This window comes from Micromonospora sp. DT4, assembly GCF_049841675.1.
GTDB lineage: Bacteria > Actinomycetota > Actinomycetes > Mycobacteriales > Micromonosporaceae > Micromonospora.
This window is the reverse complement of record NZ_JBNCKT010000095.1, coordinates 1-21920: the sequence shown is the minus strand read 5'-3', so window position 1 is coordinate 21920 and position 21920 is coordinate 1. Positions and strand designations below refer to the sequence as shown.

The window sequence follows — 21920 nt, the reverse complement described above, 5'->3', positions numbered from 1 at the left end:
ACAAAAACGCACAACTCATCACACTAAGTAACGCAATCTTCGACTGCAACAAAAATGATCTCAACTAATACGCGGCAACCGACCCACGCCGCGGACCAGCCGAAACACCATTCAAGATCCACTCATGGCCGCTTTGCCCTTACCTTGGCCGGACCCCGAGATGGGGCGTCACCCGTCCCGGAAACGCTCCTTCCCGGGACGACCCGCCAAGATCAACTCTGCGAGGCGTTCACCCAGGACAGCGATGTCTGGGCATGAAGAGAGGGCATCCATGATCATGGTGTGACGCAAGACTTGGACACCCTCTTGACCGCACTGTACGTGAAGATCGACGACAGCATCCGGACGCCCCGGTGGCGAGGTCGGCCGCCGCTGCTGACCGACTCCGAACTGGTGTGCCTGGCCGTGGCCCAGGTCCTGCTCGGTGCCCGGTCGGAGGCGCACTGGATCCGCTATGCCCGTATCCACCTGGCCGGCATGTTCCCGTACCTGCCGCAGCGGCCGGGCTACAACAAGCGGCTCCGCGCCGCGCTGCCGCTGATCAAGCGAGTGATCCGGGATCTGGCCCGCGACAGTGACTTCTGGTTCGACAACCACTGGATCGTCGACTCCACACCGGTGCCGTGCGGCATGTCCCGCCCGACCGCGCAACGCTCGGACCTGGCCGGCTGGGCCGGCTACGGCTACTGCGCCTCACACTCGCGGTTCTTCTGGGGACTGCGCCTGTACCTGGTCTGCACCCCGACCGGGATGCCGATCCTGTGGGCCCTGGCCAACCCGAAGATCGGCGAACGCGAAGTCCTGGCCGCGATGCTCGAACAGGACGCCGACGTGGTCGCCGGCCACATCGGCATCCTCCTGATCACCGACAAGGGCTTCGCCTCCAAGCCCTTGGAACGACACCTGGCCGACCAGGGCATCGCCCTGCTACGCCCGTCACGCAAGAAGGAGAAGGCCCGCTACGGCGAGCCGATGCTCAAAAAGGTCCGCCAACTCATCGAATCAGTCAACGACACCCTCAAGGGCCAGCTTGACCTCGAAGAACACGGCGGACGCACCTTCGAGGGCAGCGACGATCCGCACCACACCGCGTTCGGCCCCACCGTTGTGCTGCTCGCCCGCTCCCTCGCCGCGTTGCGCCTCGGCGACACCGACCTGGCCCTGCACCACCACCGGACCGCCGTCCGCCGCGACGACTGGCCCCTGCTGCCCGCCGAGCACCGGGCCGTCGATGCTGCCCGCGCTCACCTCGACAAAGGTGACTTCACCGGGGCCGGACGCGCGCTGGGCGACGCCCACGTCATCGCACCCGGCGAGGTCCTCTGTCGCCCTGCCGCCCGTACCCTCATCGCCGAGATCGCCCATCGTGGCCCGGCGGCTGCCGACGTGGCCCGGCTGGCCGACCTCATCGGTCTCTCCCGTGCCTGATCGACTCGGCATCCTGGAAACCGCGGTGTCCGATCGCGGGGGACAGCCCGGCTTCCAGGAACCCGAGTCGATCATGGGCGGCGGGCGGGAACGAGTGGGTGGGCGGCGGTATGCGGCAATCGGTCCGGGCGCTCAACTTGATCTAGCCATTTGCATCTAGCGATGCTAAGCGCGGCTGTCGTAGGGTTCCGGCAGCACCTCGAAAGATGCCAGGAATTGGCTCCTATGCCCTACTTTGCGCTGCGCGTCGAATGGTGGGGGCAATGAATCATGTCGCCGAAAACCTTACGGTAGAAGACCCGGGCTGGGTGGACGAAGTCCTGTTCGCCGGCCGTCTGACCGATGTTTGTCTCCGCCTGCCGGAACCGATCGACCGGGCCACCCTGCACCGGCTGGTGACCGCGGCGCAGGACCGGCTGACCGCGGCCGGGCTGCGTCCCGGCGGCGCCGCCGCGCTGCGGTTGCCGCCGTCGCTGGCGTACGTCGTCAACCTGCTCGCCACCTGGCGAGCCGGCGGGCAGGCCATCCTGCTCGACCACCGGCTGACCGGCCACGAGGTGGACCGGGCGCTGACCCGGCTCACCCCACAGGTGGTGGTCGCGCCGCTGCGGACCGGCGGCGGCGCGTTGAAGGTGTTCGTCGACGTCACCGAGAGTGTCACCCGGTACGCCGACAGCCCGGCCGTCAGCCGTCACGCCGTGATCCAGCTCAGCTCCGGCTCGACCGGTCCGTCGAAGGTGATCGGCCGTACCGCCGCCGACCTGGTCGCCGAGGTACGCCGCTACACCCGTATCGACGGTGTGGCGCTGCCCGGTGAACGGATCATCCTGCTGCCCTCCATGGTGCACGTGCTCGGCCTGGTCGGTGGCCTGCTCTACGGCCTGCACGCCGGTGTGGAGCTGGTGCCGCCGCAGCGACTCAGCGGCGACGCCGTGCTGGCCGCGATCGCCGCCGAGGCCACGCCGGCCACGGTGCTGGGCGTACCGTTCCACATCGGTCTGCTCGCCTCCACCCTGCCGTCCGGCCCGCTGCCGCAGTTGCGGCGGATGACCACCGGCGGTGAGCTGGTGCCGGCCGCGGTGGCGCGGGCGTTCACCGACCGGTACGGGGTGCCGCTGGGCAACATGTACGGGATGACCGAGGTCGGGGTGATCGGCACCGACCTGTACGGCGCGCACCGCCCGTCGATCGCCCCGGCGCCCGGCATCGAGGTCCGTGAGTCCGGTGGCGAGCTGTGGGTGTCCTGCCCGGCCTCGCCGTACGTCGGGTTGAGCGACCCGACCCGCTGGGCCGACGGCTGGCTGCACACCCGTGACGCCGGTACCGTCGACGCCGACACCGGCCTGGTCACCGTGCGCGGTCGCCTCGACTCGCAGGTCTCCGTGGGCGGATTGAAGGTCGACCTCACCGAGGTGGAGGCGACCGTCGCCGAGCTGCCGGGCGTGGCCGCCGCCGTGGTGGTGTGGGATGACGGCATCACCGCCTACGTCCAGCCGGACGGCCCGCGCGGCCGACCAAGACGTACTCGGTGTCCCGATCGGACACCGTCACTTTGTGCACGCAGAGAGGGTATCCATGAGAGCCGAGGTCCGCGCCTTCGTCGTCGAGCAGCTCGTCGACATGAACTACGACGTCGAGGGGCTCGACGACGACACCACGCTCGGCCCGTCCGGCGTCGACCTGGAATCGCTGGCCCTGTCCGACCTGGCTGTCCGCGTCGAGGACCAGTTCGGTCTGACGTTCGCCGACGACGAGTCCGAGAAGCTGGCCCTGATGACGGTCGGCGAGTTCACCACGATGGTCGCCGACCGCGTCGCCGAGGCGAAGCGCGACAACGCCTGATGACCGGTCAGCCCGACCTGGGGCGAGCTGACCTGCTGACCATGCTCGCCGAACTCACCGCGAAACCCGCCGACCAGGTCCCCGACCGGCTCGGCTCGATGGAGCTCGCCTGGCTCGTGCACCTCGTCGAGCAGCGCTACGAGCGTCAGCTCGACCTCACCGACGACGACCTGGCCGGCATCCGTACCGTCGACGACGCCCTGGTGGTCCTGCGGGCGTCGTTGACCGCTCCCGCAGATGGCTGAGCCGCCCGTCGTCCAGCTCACCGGTGTGTACGCGGTCAGCGCCCTGGGCCGCGGCGCCGAGGCGCAGCTCGCCACCACGCCGGCTTTCGGTCCGATCCGTCGCTTCGACACGACCGCCCGCCGGGTCACCGTGGCGGCCACCCTGCCCGAGGTGGGCACCCTCGCCGACGAGTTGGCCGCCGCGATCGACGAGGCCTGCCGGGCGGCCGGCCTGGACCGTGACCGACGCTCGGAGTGCGCGCTGCTGCTCGCCGTGCACGGCGGCCCGGCCCCCGACGTGGACCCGGTCCCGTCCGCGCTGGCCGGCCAGCTCGCCGTTCGGTGTGGACTGTCCGGTCACACCCGCGTCTACACCAGCGCCTGCGTGTCGGCGAGCACGGCGGTGGCCGACGCCGCCACGCTGATCAGCCGGGGCGACCTGGCCCGGGTGGTGGTGGCCGCCGGCTACCTCGTCGAGCCGGACCAGTTCGCGCTCTTCGACGCGGGTCGCGCCCTCGCCGACGACGGGGCGGTCCGCCCGTTCAGCGCCGGCCGCCGTGGCCTGCTGCTCGGCGACGGCGTGGCCGCCGTGGTGGTCGAGTCCCGCGCCGCGGCCCGGCGCGGAGTGGAGCCGGTGGCGACCGTCGCGGGCTGGGGTCGCGCCGGGGACGCGTACCACCCGTGCCAGCCCGACCCGACCGGCGTCGGAATGGCCCGTGCGGCGAGCGTCGCGCTGCGCCGGGCGGGGCTGCCGCCGCAGGCGGTCGGGTACGTCAACGCCAACGCCACCGGCACCGCGCAGAGCGACGCGGCTGAGGCCGCCGCGCTGCTGCGGGCCCTCGACGGGTACGCCACCGAGGTGCCGGTCAGCTCCACGAAGGCGTTGCACGGGCACACGTTGGAGGCGTCCGGGCTGCTCGAACTGGTGGTCACGTCGATGGCGCTGCGAGCCGGCGAGCTGCCGGTCAACGCCGGCTGGCGGGGTCCCGACGAGGCGTGCCCCCTCAACGTCATCACCGCCGCGCCGCGCCGCGCGGCGGTGACCCACGCTCTTACTCTCAACGCCGCCTTCGGCGGCGCCAACACCGCCCTGTTGATCGGCACCCCATGACCACCCCACCCACCCCGCGATCGTGCGCTTTCTGTCCGGACGAAGTCGACGAACAACGCGACTCGACGACGGGAAACGCAGGATCGCGGGAGACGGGCGGGGTGCGGGAGCTTGCGCGGGCTTGCTGGCCCGAGCCGGGGGACGGGGAGGTGCCGGTGGTGCCGGGGTTCGTGCACTCGGAGTTCGCGCCCACGGTGGTGGCGGTCGCCGAGCGGTGCCTGCGGCGGCGGTACGGGACCCCGCCGGTGCCGCCGGAGGTGCGCACGGCGATCGTGCTGGTCAGCGCCAGTGGTGACCGGGCCAGCGCCGAACACGTACGCGCGACGGTCGAGGCCGGCGGCCGGGTCGGGCCACTGTTCTTCTACCAGTCCGTGCCCAACAGCGTCGCCGGGCACATCGCGGCCCGCTGGGGGCTGCGCGGCCCGGTGGTCTGCCTCAGCCCGACCGGCGACCCGCACGCCGAGGGCACCGCGGAGGCGGCCCTGCTGCACGACGACGGCGACGCCGACGAGGTGTTGCTGATCCTGATCGAACAGACGCCCGACCTGCCCACCGGGGCGGTCGCGGTGCTGCTGGGGGGAGGAACACGACCATGAGGACACCGGGACTGCGCGGCCTGTTGGCCGCTGACACGGAACTGGGCGCGGGCAACATGCTGGCCCGCGTGCTGGCGCACGGCGCCGACCCGGACGGGCCGGCGCTGACCTTCGACACCGCCGTCGACGGGCATCCGGCGCAGACGCCACTCACGCTCGGTCAACTCGACGAGCGGGTCGCCGCCCGCGCCGCGTGGCTGCACGAGCAGGGGGTTCGTCCCCGCGACCCGGTGGCCGTCTGGGCCACCGCCGCCGCCGACATGGTGCTGAGCTTCCTCGCGCTGGCCCGGCTCGGGGCGATCCCGGCGCTGATGAACGGCAGGCTCCGCCCGGAGATCGCCGCCGAGTACATCCGTCGGCTGCGCGGCGTCGGTGTGCTCGCCGACGACGCGCACACCGCGCTGCTGGCCGGGCACGAGCTGGGCGTACCGCTGCTGGGCACACCCGCGCAGGCCGGCACGGGTGACCCGGCGGCGGCCCCGCCGCACTACCGGCACCACCCGGACGATCCGATCGTGATCACCCACACCTCCGGGACGACCGGGGTGCCCAAGGCGGTGCTGCACTCCCACGCCAGCCTCTTCGCGGCCACCCGGCACCTGCTCAGCATGCCGCAGGCGCAGGGCACCACCCGGATCCTCAACGCATTGCCCGCTCCGCACACCGCGACCGTGCTGATGGTCAACCAGGCGTTGGGCAACCGTGCGGAGATGTTCCTGCTCTCCGAGCAGGGCGGCGAGCGGGTCCTCGACGCGATCCAACGCTGGCGTCCCGACGGGGTGTTCGGTTTCTCGGTCACCTGGGCCGAGTTGGCCCGCTTCGACCTGTCCGGGTACGACCTGGACTCGGTGCGGCTGTGGTTCAACACCGGCGACTGCTCACACGAGCCGCACATCCGCCGCCTCGTCGCGGTCGGTTGGCACGACACCGTCACGCGCGACGGGGTGGCGCGGGTGCCCGGCTCGCTCTTCATCGACGGGCTGGGCTCCAGCGAGATGGGACACTCCATGTTCCACATCACCCACCGCGCCGACACCGACCGGTACGGACGCTGTATCGGCCGGCCGTACCAGTTCACCAAGGTCGCCGTGCTGGACGCCGACGGCGAGCCGGTGCCGGTCGGCGAGGTGGGTTTCCTGGGCATCGACTCGCCGTCGCTGTTCCGGGGCTACTGGAACGACTCGGCTACCACCTACCGGTTCCGCCAGCGGGGCTGGTACCTCACCGGCGACCTGGTCCGCGCCGACGCCGAGGGCCGCTACTACCACCTGGACCGGGCGGTCGACTCGGTCGACGCCGGGAACGGCCGGCGGTTCTTCACCGCCCTGTCCGAGGAGCGGATCCTCGCCGCCTGCCCGGACGTCACCGACTGCACCGTGGTGATCGTCGGCGCGGCGGGCGAGGTGGTGACCGACGTGCTGCTGGAGTTGGCCGCCGGCGCCGACGAGGCCGAAAACCGCACCGACCAGGTCCGCGCCGCCCTTGGCGCGGACGTCGGCGCCACGCTGCGCCGGGTCGTGCCGGTACGCTCCGACGACATCCCGGTCACCGTGACCGGCAAGGTCCGCAAGGTGGCCCTGCGGGAGCGCTATCTCACCGAGGCCGCGTCGTGAGCGCGCTGATCACCGGGATGGGCCTGTTCACTCCGGTCGGGCGGGGCGTCGAGGAGACCTTCGACGCGTTGACGACCGGCCGGTCCGGGCTGACCCGCCCACCCGAGGGCCATCCGGTGTCAGGCTCGCTGGACGTTGCCGGCCTGCTGCCCGACATCGATCCGCGCAGCGTCCTGCCCGGGCCGGAGAGCCGGGTGCTCGACCGGATCGTGGTCCTGGCGCTGCTCGCCGCCGCCGACGCGCTCGCCGACGCCGGCATCGAGGTGGGTCGCGACGTCGACCCGTCCCGGATCGGTGTGATCGTGGGCGGTGTCGGCGGGATGGCGACGCTGGAGTCGCAGGTGCTGGCCCGGGCCGCGCGTGGGCGATCGGCGGTCAGCCCGTACCTGCTCACCGGCATCCTGCCGAACATGCCGGCGGCCCGGATCGCCATCGCGTACGGCATCCGGGGCTACAGCTCGTCGGTCGGCACGGCCTGCGCTTCCGGCGCCCAGGCGGTCGCCGACGCGGTCCGGCTGATCCGTTGCGGGGAGGCCGACGTGGTGGTCTGCGGGGCCAGCGAGGCGCCGCTCTTCCCGACCTTCACCGACACGTTCGGCAACGCGCGGGCGCTGGCCCGCGCCGGCGCCGACCCGACCCGGGCGAGCCGGCCGTTCGACACCTCCCGCAGCGGGTTCGTGCTGGCCGAGGGTGCGGCGCTGCTGGTCCTCGAACATCCCGAGCACGCGGCCGCGCGCGGTGCCAGGGGGTACGCCGAGGTGGCCGGCTACGGCGCGACCACCGACGCGTACCACCCGACCGCCCCGCGCCCCGACGGCTCGGGCGCGGCGGCGTGCATCCGGGGCGCGCTGCGCAGCTCCGGAGTGCCCGCGGCGGCGATCGGCTACGTCAACGCCCACGGCACCGGCACGAAGCTCGGCGACATCGCGGAGACCACGGCCCTGGCGGACGTCTTCGGTGACGGTGGTGTGCCGGTGAGCTCCACCAAGGCGCTCACCGGTCACCTGCTGGGCGCGTCCGGGGTGCTGGAGACGGCGGCGACCGCGCTGGCGCTCGGGCGGGGGTTGCTGCCACCGACGTACCACCTCGACGACCTGGACCCGGCGTGCCCGGCGGACCACATCCGGTGCGCGCCCCGCGCGGCCGACCCGGAGTACGCGCTGACCAACTCGTTCGGGTTCGGCGGCCAGAACGTGAGCCTGGTGCTCGCGCGGGTCGCCGAGCCGAGGAGGTGAGCGCGGTGGTGCGTCACTTCGCCGACCGCGACAGGCGATCTCGCTGCACCTGCAGGACGGCGACAACGCCTGGCGGGAGTATCCGCTCTCGGACGGCACGCGCGCCGCGTACAACCACGACGTGCTGTCCGTCGCACCCACGAGGGGCGGCCGGACTACGCGGACCCCGACTACTGCCCGGTCATCTGGCGCGACCGCGCCCAGCAGGGAGGTTGACAATGTCACGGTACGACTGGGGTAGGACGCACCCGGGCATCGAGCGACTGGAACAGGCGGTGACCGAGCGGCGTGACGCCGTGGTCAAGCATCCGCTCTACGCCAACCTGGACACCCACGAGGCGCTTGTCACCTTCATGGAGCACCACGTCTTCGCGGTCTGGGACTTCATGTCGCTGCTGAAGTCGTTGCAGCGGCAGCTCACCTGCGTCACGGTGCCGTGGATCCCGACCGGCCCGACCGGCAGCCGCCGCCTCATCAACGACATCGTCATGGTGGAGGAGAGCGACGAGCTGGGCGAGGGCTACATCAGTCACTTCGAGCTGTACGTGCGGGGCATGGCCGAGGCCGGGGCAGACACCACGGCCGTGAACGCCCTCGTGGACCTGCTGCGCGCCGGCCGGCCGGTGACCGACGCGCTGGCCGCGGCGGGGGCGCCGGCCGCGTCCGCGCGGTTCGCCGCGACCACCTGGCACATCATCGAGTCGACCCCGGTGCACTGCCAGGCGGCGGCCTTCGCCTTCGGCCGGGAGGACCTGATCCCCGACATGTTCACCCAGGTCGTCGCGGTGAACGAGCGCAGCAACCGGCTGCACACGTTCGTCGACTACCTGGAACGGCACATCGAGGTCGACGGCGAGCAGCACACGCCGATGGCCATGCAGATGCTCGCCGACCTGTGCGGCGACGACGACACCAGGTGGCAGGAGTGCGCCGACACGGTCAACACCGCCCTCGCGGCCCGCGCCCGGCTCTGGGACGACATCCTCGCCGCCATCAAGGGCCCGGCGTGACCGACGCCGACCCGGTGCGGCTCTACCGCACGGTCCGGCTGATCCGCCGTTTCGAAGAACGGGCGGTGGAGCTGGTCCACGGTGGGCAGATCGTCGGCGGCATCCACCCGTACCTCGGTCAGGAGGGGATCGCCGCCGGCGTCTGCGCCGCGCTCGGCGCCGACGACGTGCTCGCCGGCACCCACCGTGGGCACGGGCACGTGCTGGCTCGCGGCGCGGACCCGGCCCGGATGCTCGCCGAGCTGTGCGGCCGGGTCACCGGGCTCAACGCCGGTCGGGGCGGCTCGATGCACGCCGCCGATCTGAGCATCGGCGTGCTCGGCGCCAACGCGATCGTCGGCGCGTCCGGGGCGATCATCACGGGCGCGGTGTGGGCCCGGCGGCGGCAGGGCCGGGACACCGTCGGGGTGAGCTTCTTCGGCGACGGCGCGGTCAACGAGGGGATGCTGCTGGAGGCGTTCAACCTGGCCGCGCTCTGGCGGGTGCCGGTGCTGTTCGTCTGCGAGAACAACGGCTACGCCACCACCATGCCGGTCGACGGCGCGGTGGCCGGCAGCATCGCCGGCCGGGCAGCCGCGTTCGGCATCCGGGCCGTCGACGTCGACGGCCAGGACCCCGAGACGGTACGCGTCGCCGCGGCCGCCGCCGTCGACCGCATGCGCGCCGGCGGCGGCCCCGAGCTGGTTGAGGCCCGGACCTACCGCTTCGACGCCCACCACACCTTCGAACACGCGGTACGCCTCGACTACCGGCCGCCCGACGAGGTGACCCGGGGCCGGGCCCGGGACCCGGTCCGCATCCAGGGCGAGCGCCTCGCTGACGCCGACCGCGCGGCCGTGGACGCCGAGGTCGAGGCGACCCTCGACGAGGCCGTGCGGTTCGCCCTGGCCAGCGGCGAACCCGACCCGGCCGACGCGCTGGCGTACCTGTACGCCAGCGGCCTGACCGCCCGCACCGGAGGTGGCTGAATGACCACATGCACCGGAGGTGGCTGAGGTGCCCCGACTGTCGTACCGGCGGGCGTTGACCCGGGCCCTCGCCGACGAGCTGGCCCGCGACGAGTCGGTGTTCCTGCTCGGCGAGGACGTCCAGGTCGGGGCGTCGCTGGTGACCACCGGGCTGGCCAAACGATTCGGAGTCGAGCGGGTCCGCGACACCCCGCTGTCCGAGCAGGCGTTCACCAGCTTCGCCACCGGGGCGGCGCTGGCCGGGCTCCGGCCGGTGATCGAGTTCCAGATCCCGTCCCTGCTGTTCCTGGTCTTCGAGCAGATCGTCAACCACGCGCACAAGTTCCCGCTGATGACCGGCGGGCAGTGCGCCGTGCCGGTCACCTACCTGGTGCCCGGCTCCGGGTCGCGTACCGGCTGGGCCGGGCAGCACTCCGACCACCCGTACAGCCTCTTCGCCCACGTCGGGGTGGTCACCGTCGTACCGGCCACCCCGGCCGACGCGTACGGCCTGCTGGTCACCGCGATCCGGCACGACGACCCGGTGGTCGTGTTCGCGCCGGCCGGCGCGATGGACGTCCGCGAGGACGTCGCCGAGCTGGAACCGGTGCCGCTGGGTCGGGGCCGGATCCACCGCCGCGGCGACGACGTCACCGTGGTCGCGGTCGGGCACCTGGTGCACGACGCGCTCGCCGTGGCCGAGGAGCTGGCCGACGAGGTGTCGGTGGAGGTCTTCGACCCGCGCACCCTGTACCCGTTCGACATCGACGGCCTCACCGGGTCGGTGGCGCGTACCGGCCGCCTCGTCGTCATCGACGACGCCAACCGTTCCTGCGGCATCGCCGCCGAGATCATCGCCTCGGTGGTGGAGCGGGTCCCGCTGCTCGCCCCGCCGCGCCGGGTGACCCGACCGGACGGCGCGGTGCTGCCGTTCGCCCCCGCCCTGGACCGGGCCGTGCAGCCCGGCCGGGAACAGCTCGCCACCGCCATCCACCTGACCATGAAGGACGGCTCATGATCGATCCGAACTATCCGTGGCCGTCGGCCGACGGGGCCTGGACGGACCTGCCGGAGCCGGCCCGCCGGGCCATGGTGGCCGCCGGCGCGGCCGCCTGGGAACGCGTCTTCCATGGCCGGGCCACCTACAACAAGCAGTGGCGGCTGGCCCGCCCCCCGGTGCTCGCCGCCGACACCTGGCGGGAGCTGAACGACGTCTGCGACCGGCTGGCCCAACTCGTCCTCGACGCCTGCCGACGTCGGGTGGACACCGCCGGCGAGCTGCGCCGGCTGCTCGGCGTCCCGGCGGGGGAGACCCGGCTGCTGGACGAGTCGGAGCCGCTGACCGAGGCGCTGCTGGCCGCGTACCGGCCGGATGTGATCTTCACCGACGGCGTGCCGAAGTTCGTCGAGTACAACATCGACAGCAGCCTCGGGGGAGGGTTCGACGCCGACACCGTCATCCAGCGGTTCGCGCAGCTCTACGCCGAGCACGGGATCCTCGACGACCTGCCGGTACGCGCCGCGCCGTCGCTGCTGGACCAGCGGTTCGTGGCGATCCGCGACGAACTCGGACTGCCCGACGGCGTCCGGTTGGCGCTGCTGATGGACTTCGACGCCGACTACCCGGGCCTGGACGACCCCGAGACGTTCATCCGGATCCTCAGCCCCCTCGCCGTACGGGCCCGGGACTTCGGCATCGACCTGGTCATCGCGCCCCTGTCCACCGCCACCCTGGACGCCGACGACCGCCTGGTCGTGGACGGCGCGCCGGTCGACGCGCTGTTCCGGCTGTTCGTGCCCAACCGGGTCACCCCGACCGCCGGCCTGGACGCGGTGTCCGGCGCCCTGGCCGCCGGCACGCTGCCGATGTACGTGTCGGCGGCGGCCTGGCTGCTCGGCAACAAGACCACCTTCGCCTGGCTGTGGGACGACGTCGACATCTTGCCCGCCGACGACCAGACGCTGATCCGCCGGCACGTCCCGTACACGGTGCCGTTGACCGTCGCGGTGCTCGACCGGGCGATCGCCGAGCAGGCCGAGTTGGTGGCGAAGCCGGCGGATGGCTCGGCCGGGCACGGCGTGCTGATCGGCCCCGAGCTGAGCCCGTCGGACTGGGCCGAGGGCCTACGCGCGGCCGTCGACCGGGGCGGGGCGATCCTGCAGCAGTACCTGCCGGCCGACCGGGTGCCGATGGACTTCGTGCAGATCGAGACCGGCGAGATGGTCACGGCCGACGTCCCGTACTCCCTGGCTCCGTACCTGTTCGGTCGCCGCGCCTCCGGCGGCCTGGCGAGGGTCGGCTACCCCGGCGGCGATGGGATCCTCAACCTGGCCCACGGAGTCCTCCTGACGGGAATCCTCCTGCACGACTGACCCGGCCCTCTCCCCGTTGATCATGGGGTTAGCGGCCCGCCAAGCAGTGTTCGGCCCCGCCAACCTCATGATCGGCGCTAGCTGGCTCGGAGATGGTGGGACAGGGCGCGGAGGGTTTCGGCCGTCGCCACGGCGTCGCTGCGGGCGCTGCCGTGGCGGCCGTCGGTGCTGTAGAGGGTCGGGTCGGTCGTCAGCGGGTGGTCGGTGAGGTGCACGTGGACGGTCCCCAGGCGGTCCGCCAGCCGTGCCGTGTGCGCGGAGAGGCGGCGCATCCGCTCGCCGAGGCCGGCCCGCACATGCTCGGGCACGGCCGGGCTGTGCGACACGTCGAACATCCCGACGGTGATCACGTCCGCGCCCGCGTCCCGTAGCGCGCCGATCATCGCGGTCAGCTCGCCGTCCACGGCGTCCGCGTCGTAGGCCGGGGAGAAGGCGTCGTTGCCGCCGCAGACCACCAGCGCCAGGTCCGGCGCGAACGCCAGCGCCGGGGCGAGCTGGGTGGCTCGCACCTGGTGCGCGCGCAGTCCGCGTCGGCCCAGATTCCGGTACGCCAGCCCAGGGCGTACGACCCTCAGCTCGGCGGCGATCCGGTCGACCCACTGCACGTCCGGGTAGCCCGGCGTCGGCTCGCACATGCCCTCCACGACGCTGTCGCCGAGCGCCACAAACCGTCGCCACGGGTGAGCGTGCAGCAGTTCGGTGGCCTCGCCGGAACGGAGACAGTACGGGTCCGTCGCTTCGCTCAACGTCGATGGCATGCCGGCACGCTAGTCGACCGCGGTCTACTCGGCCAGGCTGACCTCGGCCAGGTACACGCAGGTCCGCTCCTCGAAAGAGGTGGTTGCGCGCCTCGCGGAACGCGCAGAACCACGTACCGGCGTGCCGGGGGAGGTCGGTGAACGCGCTGTGCGGCGCGCTGTCGCCGAACAGGTGTACGGCGATGACTTCGGCGGTCGGGCGACGGGTGGATGACGACGACATGCGTGACGGGCCTCCTGGCGCTGGTGGGCGGGACGTCCCGGTGACGACGGCCGACGGTAGCCGCTGCCGCTGCCGCTGCCGCTGCCGCTGCCGCCGACGCCCGGACGGCCGTGCGGCGAACGGAGGACGAACGTCCGGGACGGCGGTGTCGGAAACGCGTCGCCCGCGACGGCGTCGGCGCGCTGGACGGGATCGCTGGCGGCGGCCGGTCACGATGGCGGTGGGCCGGACGCGTCGGGGTCGGGAGGTGGCGGGATGCTCGGTTCGTTCCTGCAGGCGCTGGCGAGCAAACTGGTCGAGGAGATCCTCAAGAGGGTCGTCGAGTGGCTGGCGCCGAAGGCGCTGGGGTCGGTGCCGCATGCCGCCTCGCCGAACTGCCCGCGCTGTGGCGGGTACGGAGTGGCCCGCTGGGCGCCCGGCGGGGTGTGGCCGCTCTTCGTGCCGTCGCTCCTCACGTTCACGTGGGGCTTCGCGGGCCTGCTGCTCGGCGTGCCAGCGCTGCTGTTCACGGTTGTCGGCGCGCTGGTGTCGGGCGCGGTGATGCCCGTTCTCGTCGTGCTGCTGGGTCTGCCGGTCAGCGCCACCGTAATGCTCCTGGGCGCGTTCGGGCTGGCCCACTACCACAGCTACCCGCCGAAACGCTGCCACCGCTGCCACGGGAGCTGGCCCCGGCGTACCCGCGACGACTACCTGCGGGCAGCTCAGCCGGTGTTCGCCTGCGCGTGCGGTCAACGGCTGCGGGTACCCCGGGCCGCCGGGTCGAGGCTGCGCTGCCCGCGCTGCCACACCGAACATGCCACCCCGGCGGCCGCCGGCCGTTGACGGTTCAGCGGCGCTCGTCGAGCAGTTCGTCGATCACGCGCCGGGCCCCGGCGGGGTCGGGGCCGTCGAGGGTGATCAGCGCCTTCCGCAGGGCCCAGCCGCGCCCGCGCGCCCAGGTGGCCGCGTCGACGTCGAGCGCGTCCGCGGACCAGGCCCACGTCGAGGCACTGGGCCGTCGTCTCGTCGGTGTGCGGTACGCCGGGTGGGGAAGCTGGGCTCATCCGTCCGAGCCTGCGGACGCCGCCAACGGTGCGCAACCGGTTTGTGGGTCAGGGGGCGGCGGTTCGGGTGGGTCGTCGGGGGTGGCCCGGGTGGTGCGAGCGAACAGGGGGAACGCGGTGACGAGCAGGCACGTCGCCGCCATGGCCAGCAGCGCCGGGGTGAGGCCGAACGCGTCCACCGACCAGCCACCGAGGAGCGCGCCGACCGGCAGGCCGACGAAGGCCAGCGAGCCGGCGATGCCGAGCACCCGCGTCTGCAGGTCCGGTGGCACCCGCTCGTAGAGCGCCACACCGAGCAGCGGGTTGACCGCCGCGATGCCGATCCCGGACAGGAAGGTGACCACGAGGACGACCGGCAGCTCGTCGCTGATCGCCAGGGCGACCAGCCGGGGTGTGCCGGCGACCGTCGCGCCGATCAGGAACGTCAGCCGGCCGGGCAGCCGGGGCCCGAGCGCGGTGAACGCCACGTTCCCCAGCAGCGCGCCCGCCGAGAACGCCGCCAGCACGAGGCCGAGCCCACTCGGACCGTGCAGTTCCCGGGCGACCCAGAACGGGATGTAGACGGCCACGCTCGCGTTCGCCACCAGGTTCAGCGCCGAGACGACCACCAGCATGCCCAGCAGCGGCCGGTCCCGGCCGAGGTAGCCGAAGCCGTCCCGCAGCGCGCGGAGGTAGCCCGCCGGCGCGGCGGGGGCCGCCGGGGCGGCCGGAGGTCGGACCAGGAGGCCGATGAGCAGCGCGCAGATCGCGAAGCTGGCCGCGTCGATGAGGATGGCCTCGGTCATCCCGAACGCGGCGATCAGCAGACCACCCATGGCGGCCCCGAACAGCGTCACCATGCGACTCAACCCGTCGTAGGTCGAGGTCAGGCGGATCAGGGGCACCCCGGCGGCCTCGGCGACCGGCCGGAACATGACGTGCTTGACGCGGTCCCCGATGCCGCGCAGCGCCCCGGCGACCGCGACCAGCGCCACCAGGGGGGCGAAGCCCAGCCACGGCGTGAGCGCGACGACGACCATGGCCACGGCGCTGCCCGCGTCGCACAGGATCGAGGTCCGGCGCAGGCCCATCCGGTCCGCCCAGGGCGTGCCGAGGGCACTGGACAGCAGGTACGGCAGCGTCTCGGCGAACGCGACCAGACCCATCTTGGTCGGGCTGCCGGTGGTGACCAGCACCAGCCAGGGGATGGTCACCACCGAGATGCGGGTACCCAGGTTGGAGATCAGGTCCGCGCCGACCAGGACGACCAACTGCCGGCGGGGTGTCACGCCCCGACCGCCGCCGCCCGCCGCGCGGCGTACGTGGCGCGCAGCGCCCGCTTGTCCACCTTGACCGAACGGTTCACCGGTAGCCTGTCGACGAACTCCACCCCGGCCGGCGCCCACATCTCGTTCAGCTCGGCGGTCACCAGGTCGATCAGCTCCGCCGCGGTGACCGTCGCGCCCGGCGCGGTCACCACGTACGCGAACGGCACCTCGCCGACCTCCTCGTCCGGTACGCCGATCACGGCGGCGGACCGCACCTGCGGGTGCCCCGCCAGCACGTCCTCGATCGGGCGGCAGAAGATGGCCCAGTTCCGCCGGTGCGTCACGATCATGTCGTGCGCACGGTCGACCAAGTAGAGGTAGCCGTCGTCGTCGAGGTGCCCGATGTCGCGGGTGCGGACCCAGCCGTCGACGAGCGTCTGCGCGGTCCGCTCGGGCTGCCCGTGGTAGCCGGCGAAGCTGAGCCGGCTGCGCACCCACACCTCGCCGTCGTGGCCCGGCGGCAGCACGGTGCCGTCGTCGTCGCGGATCTCGATCCGCACGTCGCCGTAGGGTCGCCCGCAGGAGCGCAGCCGCTCCGGGTGCTCCGGGTCGTCGGTCAGCCCGGGCAACGCGGTGATCACCACGGCCTCGCTGAGGCCGTACACGATGCGCAGCACCGGACCGAACCGCGCGATGGCCTGGCGCAGCCGGGCGGGCGCGGCGGGCCCGGCGCCCACGTTGAACATGAACATCGCGGAGAAGTCCGCGCCCACCAGCGCCGGGTGGTCGAGCAGCTCGTAGAGCATCGGCGGCGTCACGAAGGTGGAGTTGATCCGTTCCCGCTGCACGGTGGCCACGAACGCCGTCGGGTCCCAGTCGTCGCACAGGAACAGCACTCCACCGGTGAACAGGTTGAACAGGGTGGTGATCTGGCCGCTGGCCAGCCACATGGGCGAGTGCGACAGGTGCCGTAGCAGCGGGAACCCGGCGGCGCGGAAGTCGGCAGCGAGCGTGAGGATCTGGGCGTAGAAGCTCTCGGTGTGGTGCACCAGCTTCGGCGCGCCGGTGGTGCCGCTGGTCTGGAGGAACGACTCCGGGGCGGCGACGGCCGTCGGCAGCGCCACGGAACCGGCCGGACCGGTGTCGGCGGTGAGGTCCGGGCCCGCGCCGCCGGGGCCCAGGCAGCACACCGGTACGCCGGGCAGCGTGGCGGCCAGCTCCGGCCCCAGGCTGGCCGGGTCACGGGCGTCGTATACCAGGGCGTCGGGGCGGGCCAGCCGGATGAACTCGTCGACCTCCCGGCGGGCGGTGACCGGGGCGACCCACATCGTCCGGCAGCCGATCAGGTGCAGCGCGAGCTGGAGCAGCGGACCCTCCACGGCGTTCGCCATGGTCACCAGCACCGCCGCCCCGGGGCGTACGCCGTGCCGGGTCAGGGCTGCGGCCATCGCGCGCGTCCGCGCGGCGGCCTGGGCATACGTGAGGCGTTGTCCGCCGCCGACCAGCGCCTCCCGGTCGCCGAAGTCGGCGAACAGATCCAGTGCTCTGTCCACGTAGGTCGCGTGCCCGGGTCCGTCAGTCATCCGGCAAACCCCCATCGGAATCAAGCGGCGGTCTCCGGGCCGGTTCCCGGCGAGTCGCGGGCGGTGGGCGCGCGTTCGGCGACCGCACCGCCGCCGCCTGCGAGCCTAGGCCGGCGAGGGCGCGCCGGGACCGGGCCGAAGGGCGAAACCGCAGGCCCGGAGGACATCTGATCGTGTCGATCAGTCGATTGACGCCCGTCATCGGCGGCGGCTAGGTTTCTGGACCATCGTCCAGGCGGGAGCCGTCAGCGGATGGCCCTGGGCTGCCACACGATGGAGGTTCAATGTCGACCCCGAAGAGATGGCATGTCGTCGCGGTGGTCGCGGCGCTACTGGTCACGGGAACACCCGCCGTCGTCGCCACCGCTGGTGGATCACCTACCGCCGCCGGCCGGCTGGACCGGGGCGAGTGGGCGGGCAGTTGGGCCGCAGCGGTCACCCGGGGTAACTCGGTCGGTCTGACCAACACCGGCCTGAACGACCAGAGCGTCCGGATGGTCGTGCACGTCTCGGTGGGCGGTCCGGCGCTGCGTGTACGGCTGAGCAACCTCTACGGCGAGCAGGCGGTCCGGGTGGGCCGCGCCACCGTCGCCCGGCCGAACGCCGCCACCGTCGACGACGTCTCCGACATCGACCCGGCCTCACTGCGCGCGCTGACGTTCACCGGCGCGGCCTCGGCGACCATGAACCGGGGCGCGGAGCTGCTCAGCGACCCGCTGACCTTCGCCGCCGGGGACGACAGCGACCTGGTGGTCACCGTGCACTTCCCGACGCCGACCGGGCCGACCACCTTCCACGGGCAGTCCCAGCAGACGAACTTCATCGGTGCCGGTGACCTGACCGGGGCCGCCGACGGCGCGGGCTTCACCATCCGACCCACCTGCTGCTGGTTCTTCCTGTCCGGCGTCGACGTGCAGCGCAAGGGCAGCCCGGGGGCGCTGGTCGTGCTCGGCGACTCCATCGGGGACGGCAACGGCAGCACCGTCAACGCCAACCGGCGCTGGCCCGACCTGCTCTCCGACCGACTGCTCGCCGACCGGCCCGACAAGCGCACCCCGGGCGTGCTCAACCTGAGCCTGGCCGGCAACCGCCTCAACCACGAGGGCACCGAGCCGGGCGCGGGCGACTACCCCGGCTACTTCCAGCTCGGCCCGAACGCGGCGGCCCGCCTCAACGAGGACGTCTTCGCCCAGACCGGGGTGCGTACCGTCGTCACCCACCTGGGCATCAACGACATCTGGATGTCCAACGACTCGCCGGAGGCGATCATCGCCACTCTGCGGCAGATCAACCAGCAGCTCCAGCAACGTGGACTGACCAGTCTGGTGGCCACGCTCACGCCGTACGAGGGGCACGGCGCTCCGGGTGTGTGGACGCCGGAGAAGGAGGCCACCCGGCAGGCCGTGAACGCGTACCTGCGCGGCAGCCGGGAGTTCGACGGGCTGCTCGACTTCGACCGGGTGCTGCGTGACCCGGCCAAGCCCAGCCAGGTGCTGCCCGTGTACGACTCGGGGGACCACATCCACCCGAACGACGCCGGCAACAAGGCGATGGCCGACGCCGTGCCGTTACGGCTGCTCGGCCTGTGACACCCCGGGGGTGGCGGGGTGGCCCGCTGCCCCCGGAGCACCGACATCCTGGGGAGGAGTACGTCATGACGGTGCAGGACCTGCTCACCGGCCTCTACAGCGAAGAGGGCCGCCAGCATCCGTACCCGTGGTACGCCCGCCTGCACCGGCTCGGGCCGGTCAGCGCGGTGCCGCCGCGCGCCGAGCACCGCACTGTGGCGGCGGTGGCGGTCGGCTACGACCTGATCGACGAGATGCTGCGCGATCCGCGGTGGACCAAACAGCCGCCGCCGGGCTGGGAGGAGCACGAGATTTTGCGCACCTTCCAGACGTCGATGATGTTCATCAACCCGCCCGACCACACCCGGATGCGGCACGTCTTCTCCCGCACGTTCACCCCGCGCCGCCTCGGCGCCCTGGAGCCGGTGATCCTGCGCGTCGTCGACGAGCTGCTGGACAGGATGGCCGACGCCGGTGACAGCGTCGTCGACTTCGTGGCCGACTTCGCGTACCCCATTCCCGCGCTGGTGATGGCCGAGTTCATCGGCATCCCGGCGGGGGAGCTGCCCTGGTACCGGGATCGGGTGGACCGCATCGACGAGTTCCTGGACGTGGCCGGCAAGACCCCGCAGCGGCTGGCCGCGGCGAACACCGCCGCGCAGGAACTGCGGGCGTTCTACCGGGATCTGCTGGCCCACCGCCGTCGCACGCCCGGCGAGGACCTGATCAGCGCGCTGGTCGAGGCGGTCGGCTCGGGTGAGGTGGAGCTGACCGAGGAGGAGTTGATCAGCAACCTGATCGTGCTGTTCAACGCCAGCTTCGTCACCACGGTCTACATGTTCAGCAACGGCCTGCCGCTGCTGCTGGCCCACCCGGGGACGGTCGCCGCGCTGCCCACCGACGACGCCCTCGCCGCCGGGTGCGTCGACGAGGTGCTGCGCCTGCAGAGCCCCGTGCACTTCCTCGCCCGGGCCGCGCCGGAGGACACGGTGCTGGCCGGCGTTCCGGTCGCCCGGGACGCCAACGTGCTGATCATCGTCGGCGCGGCCAACCGCGACCCGGCGCGGTTCCCCGATCCGGACGTCTTCGATCCCACCCGCACCGGCCCGCCGTCGTTGGCCTTCGGTGTGGGCCTGCACTTCTGCCTCGGCGCGGCGGTGTCCCGGCTGGAGGGACGTCTCGCGCTGCCCCGCCTGTTCGCCCGGTTCCCCCGGCTCGCGGTCACCGAGACCCCGACGTACAGCGGCAGCCTCTTCCTGCGTGGCATCGACAAGCTGCTGGTCAGCACCGGCGGATAGGAGATCAGCATGGCCCTGCACCCGGAGGTGGCGGCCTACCGCGCCGCCCGCGCCGCGGCGGGCACGCCGCCGCTGTACACGCAGACCCTCGGCGAGGCGCGCGCCGCGGACCTGGCCGCGATCCGCGCCGGCGGCGGCGTGGTCGAACAGGTCGCCGAAGTACGCGACGAGCACGTCCCCGGCCCGGGCGGTGACCTGCCCGTGCGCGTGTACCGGCCGGCCGGGTCGGGTCCACTGCCCACCCTGCTGTACTTCTTCGGCGGCGGCTGGACGCTCGGCAGCATCGACACCGCCGACGGCATCTGCCGACGGCTGGCCAACGCGGTGCCGTGCCAGGTGGCGACCGTCGGCTACCGGCTGGCGCCGGAGCATCCCTTCCCGGCGGCGGTGCACGACTGTCACGCCGCGACCGTCTGGATCGCCGAGAACGCCGACCGGTTCGGCGTGGACCCGACCAGGCTGGCGGTGGGCGGGGACAGCGCGGGTGGGAACCTCGCCGCGGCGGTGACCCTGCTGTGCCGCGCGGACGGGCCCGCGCTAGCCGCGCAACTGCTGGTCTACCCGGACACCGACACCGGCGGTGAGTTGTCCGGCCCGGTCGGCGACGACCCCACCCTGTTCAACCGCCACTCGGTGGCCTGGTACCGGACGCACTACCTGGCCGACCCCGAGCAGTCGCGGGACCCGCTGGCGTCGCCCCTGCGCGCCGACGACCTGTCCGGCCTGCCGGCGGCCCTGGTGATCACCGCCGAGCTGGACCCGCTGTGCGCCGAGGGGCAGCGCTACGCCGAGCGACTGCGAGCCGCCGGCGTGCCGGCCCATGTCGACCACTACCCGGGCATGATCCACGGGTTCTTCGCCATGCCCGGCGTGTTCAGCGACGGCCGACGTGCGCAGGACAGCGCGGCCACGTTCCTGCGGGACCGGTTCGGGCTGCCGGCGGATCGGGAGACGACACCGGTCCAGCCGGAGGGAACGGGGGTACGCGGTGGTTGAGCGGGTGCTGGCCGACCGGCCGGTGACGTTCGCCGACTACGGCGAGCGCGCGCGGGCGGTGCTGGCCCCGGACGTGTGGGACTACGTCGCCGGCGGCGGCGCGGCCGAGGTGACCCTGGCCGCCAACCGGAGCGCGCTGGACCGGGTCGCCGTGCTGCCCCGGGTGCTGCGCGGCAGGGAGGCGGTGGACACCGGCGTCCGGCTGCTCGGGGAGCCGTACGCGATGCCGGTCGGGGTGGCGCCGATGGCCTACCAGCGACTCGTGCACCCGGACGGGGAGCTGGGCCTTGCGGCGGCGGCCGGCGCAGCCGGGCTGCCGTACGTGGCGAGCACCCTGAGCAGCACGCCGATCGAACAGATCACCGCGGCCGGCGCCCAGGTTTGGTTCCAGCTCTACTGGCTGCGCGACCGGGCCCTCGTCCGCGACCTGCTGGACCGGGTCGTCGCGGCCGGCTGCCGCGCGCTGGTCGTCACCGTGGACGTGCCGGTGCTCGGCCGACGCCCCCGCGACCTGCGCAACGCGTTCCGCCTACCGGCCGACGTGGTCGCCGCGAACCTGCCATACGGCAGGGACACGCTCGCCCACGCGGGCGTCCCCGGTGTCTCCGCGATCGCCCCGCACACCGACGCGTCGTTCGAGTCGGCCCTGCGCTGGGCCGACCTGGCCTGGCTGCGCGAGCACGTCGACCTGCCGCTGGGCGTCCTGGTCGGCCGCCCGCTGCTGTGGGCGCTCGCCGTCGGGGGGGGTCCTATGTTTTTGTCAAGCCGCGATGGCGGCGGGACGTGCCTGGTAGGGCGTTTTGTCGCGGAGCATGGCGAACAGGA

General features: G+C 72.8%; 18 protein-coding genes and 3 pseudogenes. 18 read left to right on the top strand and 3 right to left on the bottom strand.

The window, feature by feature from the left end; translation table 11 throughout:
• Positions 1 to 282: 282 nt before the first annotated feature.
• The 13 genes and pseudogenes from ACLQ24_RS22500 to ACLQ24_RS22440 form a co-directional block, all read left to right on the top strand.
• A pseudogene (locus ACLQ24_RS22500) lies at positions 283 to 1068 on the top strand (IS982 family transposase); the annotation flags it as partial.
• Positions 1069 to 1691: 623 nt separating this feature from the next.
• Positions 1692 to 2933: pseudogene (locus ACLQ24_RS22495) on the top strand (class I adenylate-forming enzyme family protein); the annotation flags it as partial.
• A 70-nt stretch (positions 2934 to 3003) separates the two neighbouring features.
• Positions 3004 to 3270, top strand: coding sequence for an acyl carrier protein (locus ACLQ24_RS22490; RefSeq protein WP_425893697.1), 267 nt, complete (start codon positions 3004 to 3006; stop codon positions 3268 to 3270).
• The gene (locus ACLQ24_RS22485) at positions 3270 to 3515 is read left to right on the top strand and encodes an acyl carrier protein (protein ID WP_425893696.1); all 246 of its coding nucleotides are present in this window, start codon (positions 3270 to 3272) and stop codon (positions 3513 to 3515) included. Before ACLQ24_RS22490 ends, ACLQ24_RS22485 begins: the two co-directional genes overlap by 1 nt.
• Positions 3508 to 4605, top strand: a complete 1098-nt coding sequence (locus tag ACLQ24_RS22480; RefSeq protein ID WP_425893695.1) for a beta-ketoacyl-[acyl-carrier-protein] synthase family protein — start codon at positions 3508 to 3510, stop codon at positions 4603 to 4605. Before ACLQ24_RS22485 ends, ACLQ24_RS22480 begins: the two co-directional genes overlap by 8 nt.
• A 101-nt stretch (positions 4606 to 4706) precedes the next feature.
• The gene (locus ACLQ24_RS22475; protein ID WP_425893694.1) at positions 4707 to 5201 is read left to right on the top strand and encodes a beta-ketoacyl synthase chain length factor; all 495 of its coding nucleotides are present in this window, start codon (positions 4707 to 4709) and stop codon (positions 5199 to 5201) included.
• Positions 5198 to 6814: a class I adenylate-forming enzyme family protein gene (locus tag ACLQ24_RS22470; RefSeq protein ID WP_425893693.1), complete on the top strand. Its 1617-nt coding sequence runs from the start codon at positions 5198 to 5200 to the stop codon at positions 6812 to 6814. Before ACLQ24_RS22475 ends, ACLQ24_RS22470 begins: the two co-directional genes overlap by 4 nt.
• Entirely contained in the window at positions 6811 to 8049 is a 1239-nt protein-coding gene (locus tag ACLQ24_RS22465; RefSeq protein WP_425893692.1) for a beta-ketoacyl-[acyl-carrier-protein] synthase family protein, read from the top strand. The genes ACLQ24_RS22470 and ACLQ24_RS22465 overlap by 4 nt, the downstream gene beginning before the upstream one ends.
• Before the next feature lie 22 nt (positions 8050 to 8071).
• Positions 8072 to 8265: pseudogene (locus ACLQ24_RS22460) on the top strand (phytanoyl-CoA dioxygenase family protein); the annotation flags it as partial.
• Positions 8266 to 8267: 2 nt separating this feature from the next.
• The gene (locus ACLQ24_RS22455; RefSeq protein WP_425893691.1) at positions 8268 to 9059 is read left to right on the top strand and encodes a DUF3050 domain-containing protein; all 792 of its coding nucleotides are present in this window, start codon (positions 8268 to 8270) and stop codon (positions 9057 to 9059) included.
• A complete protein-coding gene (locus tag ACLQ24_RS22450; RefSeq protein WP_425893690.1) occupies positions 9056 to 10027 on the top strand; it encodes a thiamine pyrophosphate-dependent dehydrogenase E1 component subunit alpha in 972 nt (323 codons plus the stop codon). Before ACLQ24_RS22455 ends, ACLQ24_RS22450 begins: the two co-directional genes overlap by 4 nt.
• A 28-nt stretch (positions 10028 to 10055) precedes the next feature.
• The gene (locus tag ACLQ24_RS22445) at positions 10056 to 11024 is read left to right on the top strand and encodes an alpha-ketoacid dehydrogenase subunit beta (RefSeq protein ID WP_425893689.1); all 969 of its coding nucleotides are present in this window, start codon (positions 10056 to 10058) and stop codon (positions 11022 to 11024) included.
• Positions 11021 to 12379 (top strand): hypothetical protein, encoded by a 1359-nt coding sequence (locus ACLQ24_RS22440; protein ID WP_425893688.1) that lies wholly within the window; start codon positions 11021 to 11023, stop codon positions 12377 to 12379. Before ACLQ24_RS22445 ends, ACLQ24_RS22440 begins: the two co-directional genes overlap by 4 nt.
• 77 nt (positions 12380 to 12456) lie before the next feature.
• Here ACLQ24_RS22440 and ACLQ24_RS22435 read toward each other — a convergent pair whose 3' ends face one another.
• Complete coding sequence (locus ACLQ24_RS22435) at positions 12457 to 13137, bottom strand: SGNH/GDSL hydrolase family protein (RefSeq protein WP_425893687.1); 681 nt, start codon at positions 13135 to 13137, stop codon at positions 12457 to 12459.
• 478 nt (positions 13138 to 13615) lie between these two features.
• Here ACLQ24_RS22435 and ACLQ24_RS22430 point away from each other — a divergent pair, with 478 nt between their 5' ends.
• Complete coding sequence (locus ACLQ24_RS22430) at positions 13616 to 14182, top strand: hypothetical protein (protein ID WP_425893686.1); 567 nt, start codon at positions 13616 to 13618, stop codon at positions 14180 to 14182.
• 217 nt (positions 14183 to 14399) lie between these two features.
• On the opposite strand, the gene ACLQ24_RS22425 is transcribed toward ACLQ24_RS22430, so the two are convergent.
• Positions 14400 to 15671: an MFS transporter gene (locus tag ACLQ24_RS22425; protein ID WP_425893685.1), complete on the bottom strand. Its 1272-nt coding sequence runs from the start codon at positions 15669 to 15671 to the stop codon at positions 14400 to 14402.
• Positions 15668 to 17233, bottom strand: coding sequence for an AMP-binding protein (locus ACLQ24_RS22420; protein WP_425893684.1), 1566 nt, complete (start codon positions 17231 to 17233; stop codon positions 15668 to 15670). The genes ACLQ24_RS22425 and ACLQ24_RS22420 overlap by 4 nt, the downstream gene beginning before the upstream one ends.
• A gap of 284 nt (positions 17234 to 17517) precedes the next feature.
• On the opposite strand from ACLQ24_RS22420, the gene ACLQ24_RS22415 reads away from it, so the two are divergent.
• The 4 genes from ACLQ24_RS22415 to ACLQ24_RS22400 form a co-directional block, all read left to right on the top strand.
• A complete protein-coding gene (locus tag ACLQ24_RS22415; RefSeq protein ID WP_425893683.1) occupies positions 17518 to 18822 on the top strand; it encodes an SGNH/GDSL hydrolase family protein in 1305 nt (434 codons plus the stop codon).
• A gap of 65 nt (positions 18823 to 18887) precedes the next feature.
• Positions 18888 to 20099, top strand: a complete 1212-nt coding sequence (locus ACLQ24_RS22410; protein WP_425893682.1) for a cytochrome P450 — start codon at positions 18888 to 18890, stop codon at positions 20097 to 20099.
• A 9-nt stretch (positions 20100 to 20108) separates the two neighbouring features.
• The gene (locus ACLQ24_RS22405) at positions 20109 to 21095 is read left to right on the top strand and encodes an alpha/beta hydrolase (protein ID WP_425893681.1); all 987 of its coding nucleotides are present in this window, start codon (positions 20109 to 20111) and stop codon (positions 21093 to 21095) included.
• Positions 21088 to 21920, top strand: an 833-nt coding sequence (locus ACLQ24_RS22400) for an alpha-hydroxy acid oxidase (RefSeq protein WP_425893680.1), incomplete at its 3' end; no start/stop codon positions are given. The genes ACLQ24_RS22405 and ACLQ24_RS22400, both read left to right, overlap by 8 nt.

Bases quoted from the DNA above. Each gene is read 5' to 3' on its own strand.
- ACLQ24_RS22490 (WP_425893697.1), top strand. From the start codon at position 3,004: ATGAGAGCCGAGGTCCGCGCCTTCGTCGTCGAGCAGCTCGTCGACATG.
- ACLQ24_RS22485 (WP_425893696.1), top strand. From the start codon at position 3,270: ATGACCGGTCAGCCCGACCTGGGGCGAGCTGACCTGCTGACCATGCTC.
- ACLQ24_RS22480 (WP_425893695.1), top strand. From the start codon at position 3,508: ATGGCTGAGCCGCCCGTCGTCCAGCTCACCGGTGTGTACGCGGTCAGC.
- ACLQ24_RS22470 (WP_425893693.1), top strand. From the start codon at position 5,198: ATGAGGACACCGGGACTGCGCGGCCTGTTGGCCGCTGACACGGAACTG.
- ACLQ24_RS22455 (WP_425893691.1), top strand. From the start codon at position 8,268: ATGTCACGGTACGACTGGGGTAGGACGCACCCGGGCATCGAGCGACTG.
- ACLQ24_RS22440 (WP_425893688.1), top strand. From the start codon at position 11,021: ATGATCGATCCGAACTATCCGTGGCCGTCGGCCGACGGGGCCTGGACG.
- ACLQ24_RS22435 (WP_425893687.1), bottom strand. From the start codon at position 13,137: ATGCCATCGACGTTGAGCGAAGCGACGGACCCGTACTGTCTCCGTTCC.
- ACLQ24_RS22430 (WP_425893686.1), top strand. From the start codon at position 13,616: ATGCTCGGTTCGTTCCTGCAGGCGCTGGCGAGCAAACTGGTCGAGGAG.
- ACLQ24_RS22420 (WP_425893684.1), bottom strand. From the start codon at position 17,233: ATGACTGACGGACCCGGGCACGCGACCTACGTGGACAGAGCACTGGAT.
- ACLQ24_RS22415 (WP_425893683.1), top strand. From the start codon at position 17,518: ATGTCGACCCCGAAGAGATGGCATGTCGTCGCGGTGGTCGCGGCGCTA.
- ACLQ24_RS22410 (WP_425893682.1), top strand. From the start codon at position 18,888: ATGACGGTGCAGGACCTGCTCACCGGCCTCTACAGCGAAGAGGGCCGC.
- ACLQ24_RS22405 (WP_425893681.1), top strand. From the start codon at position 20,109: ATGGCCCTGCACCCGGAGGTGGCGGCCTACCGCGCCGCCCGCGCCGCG.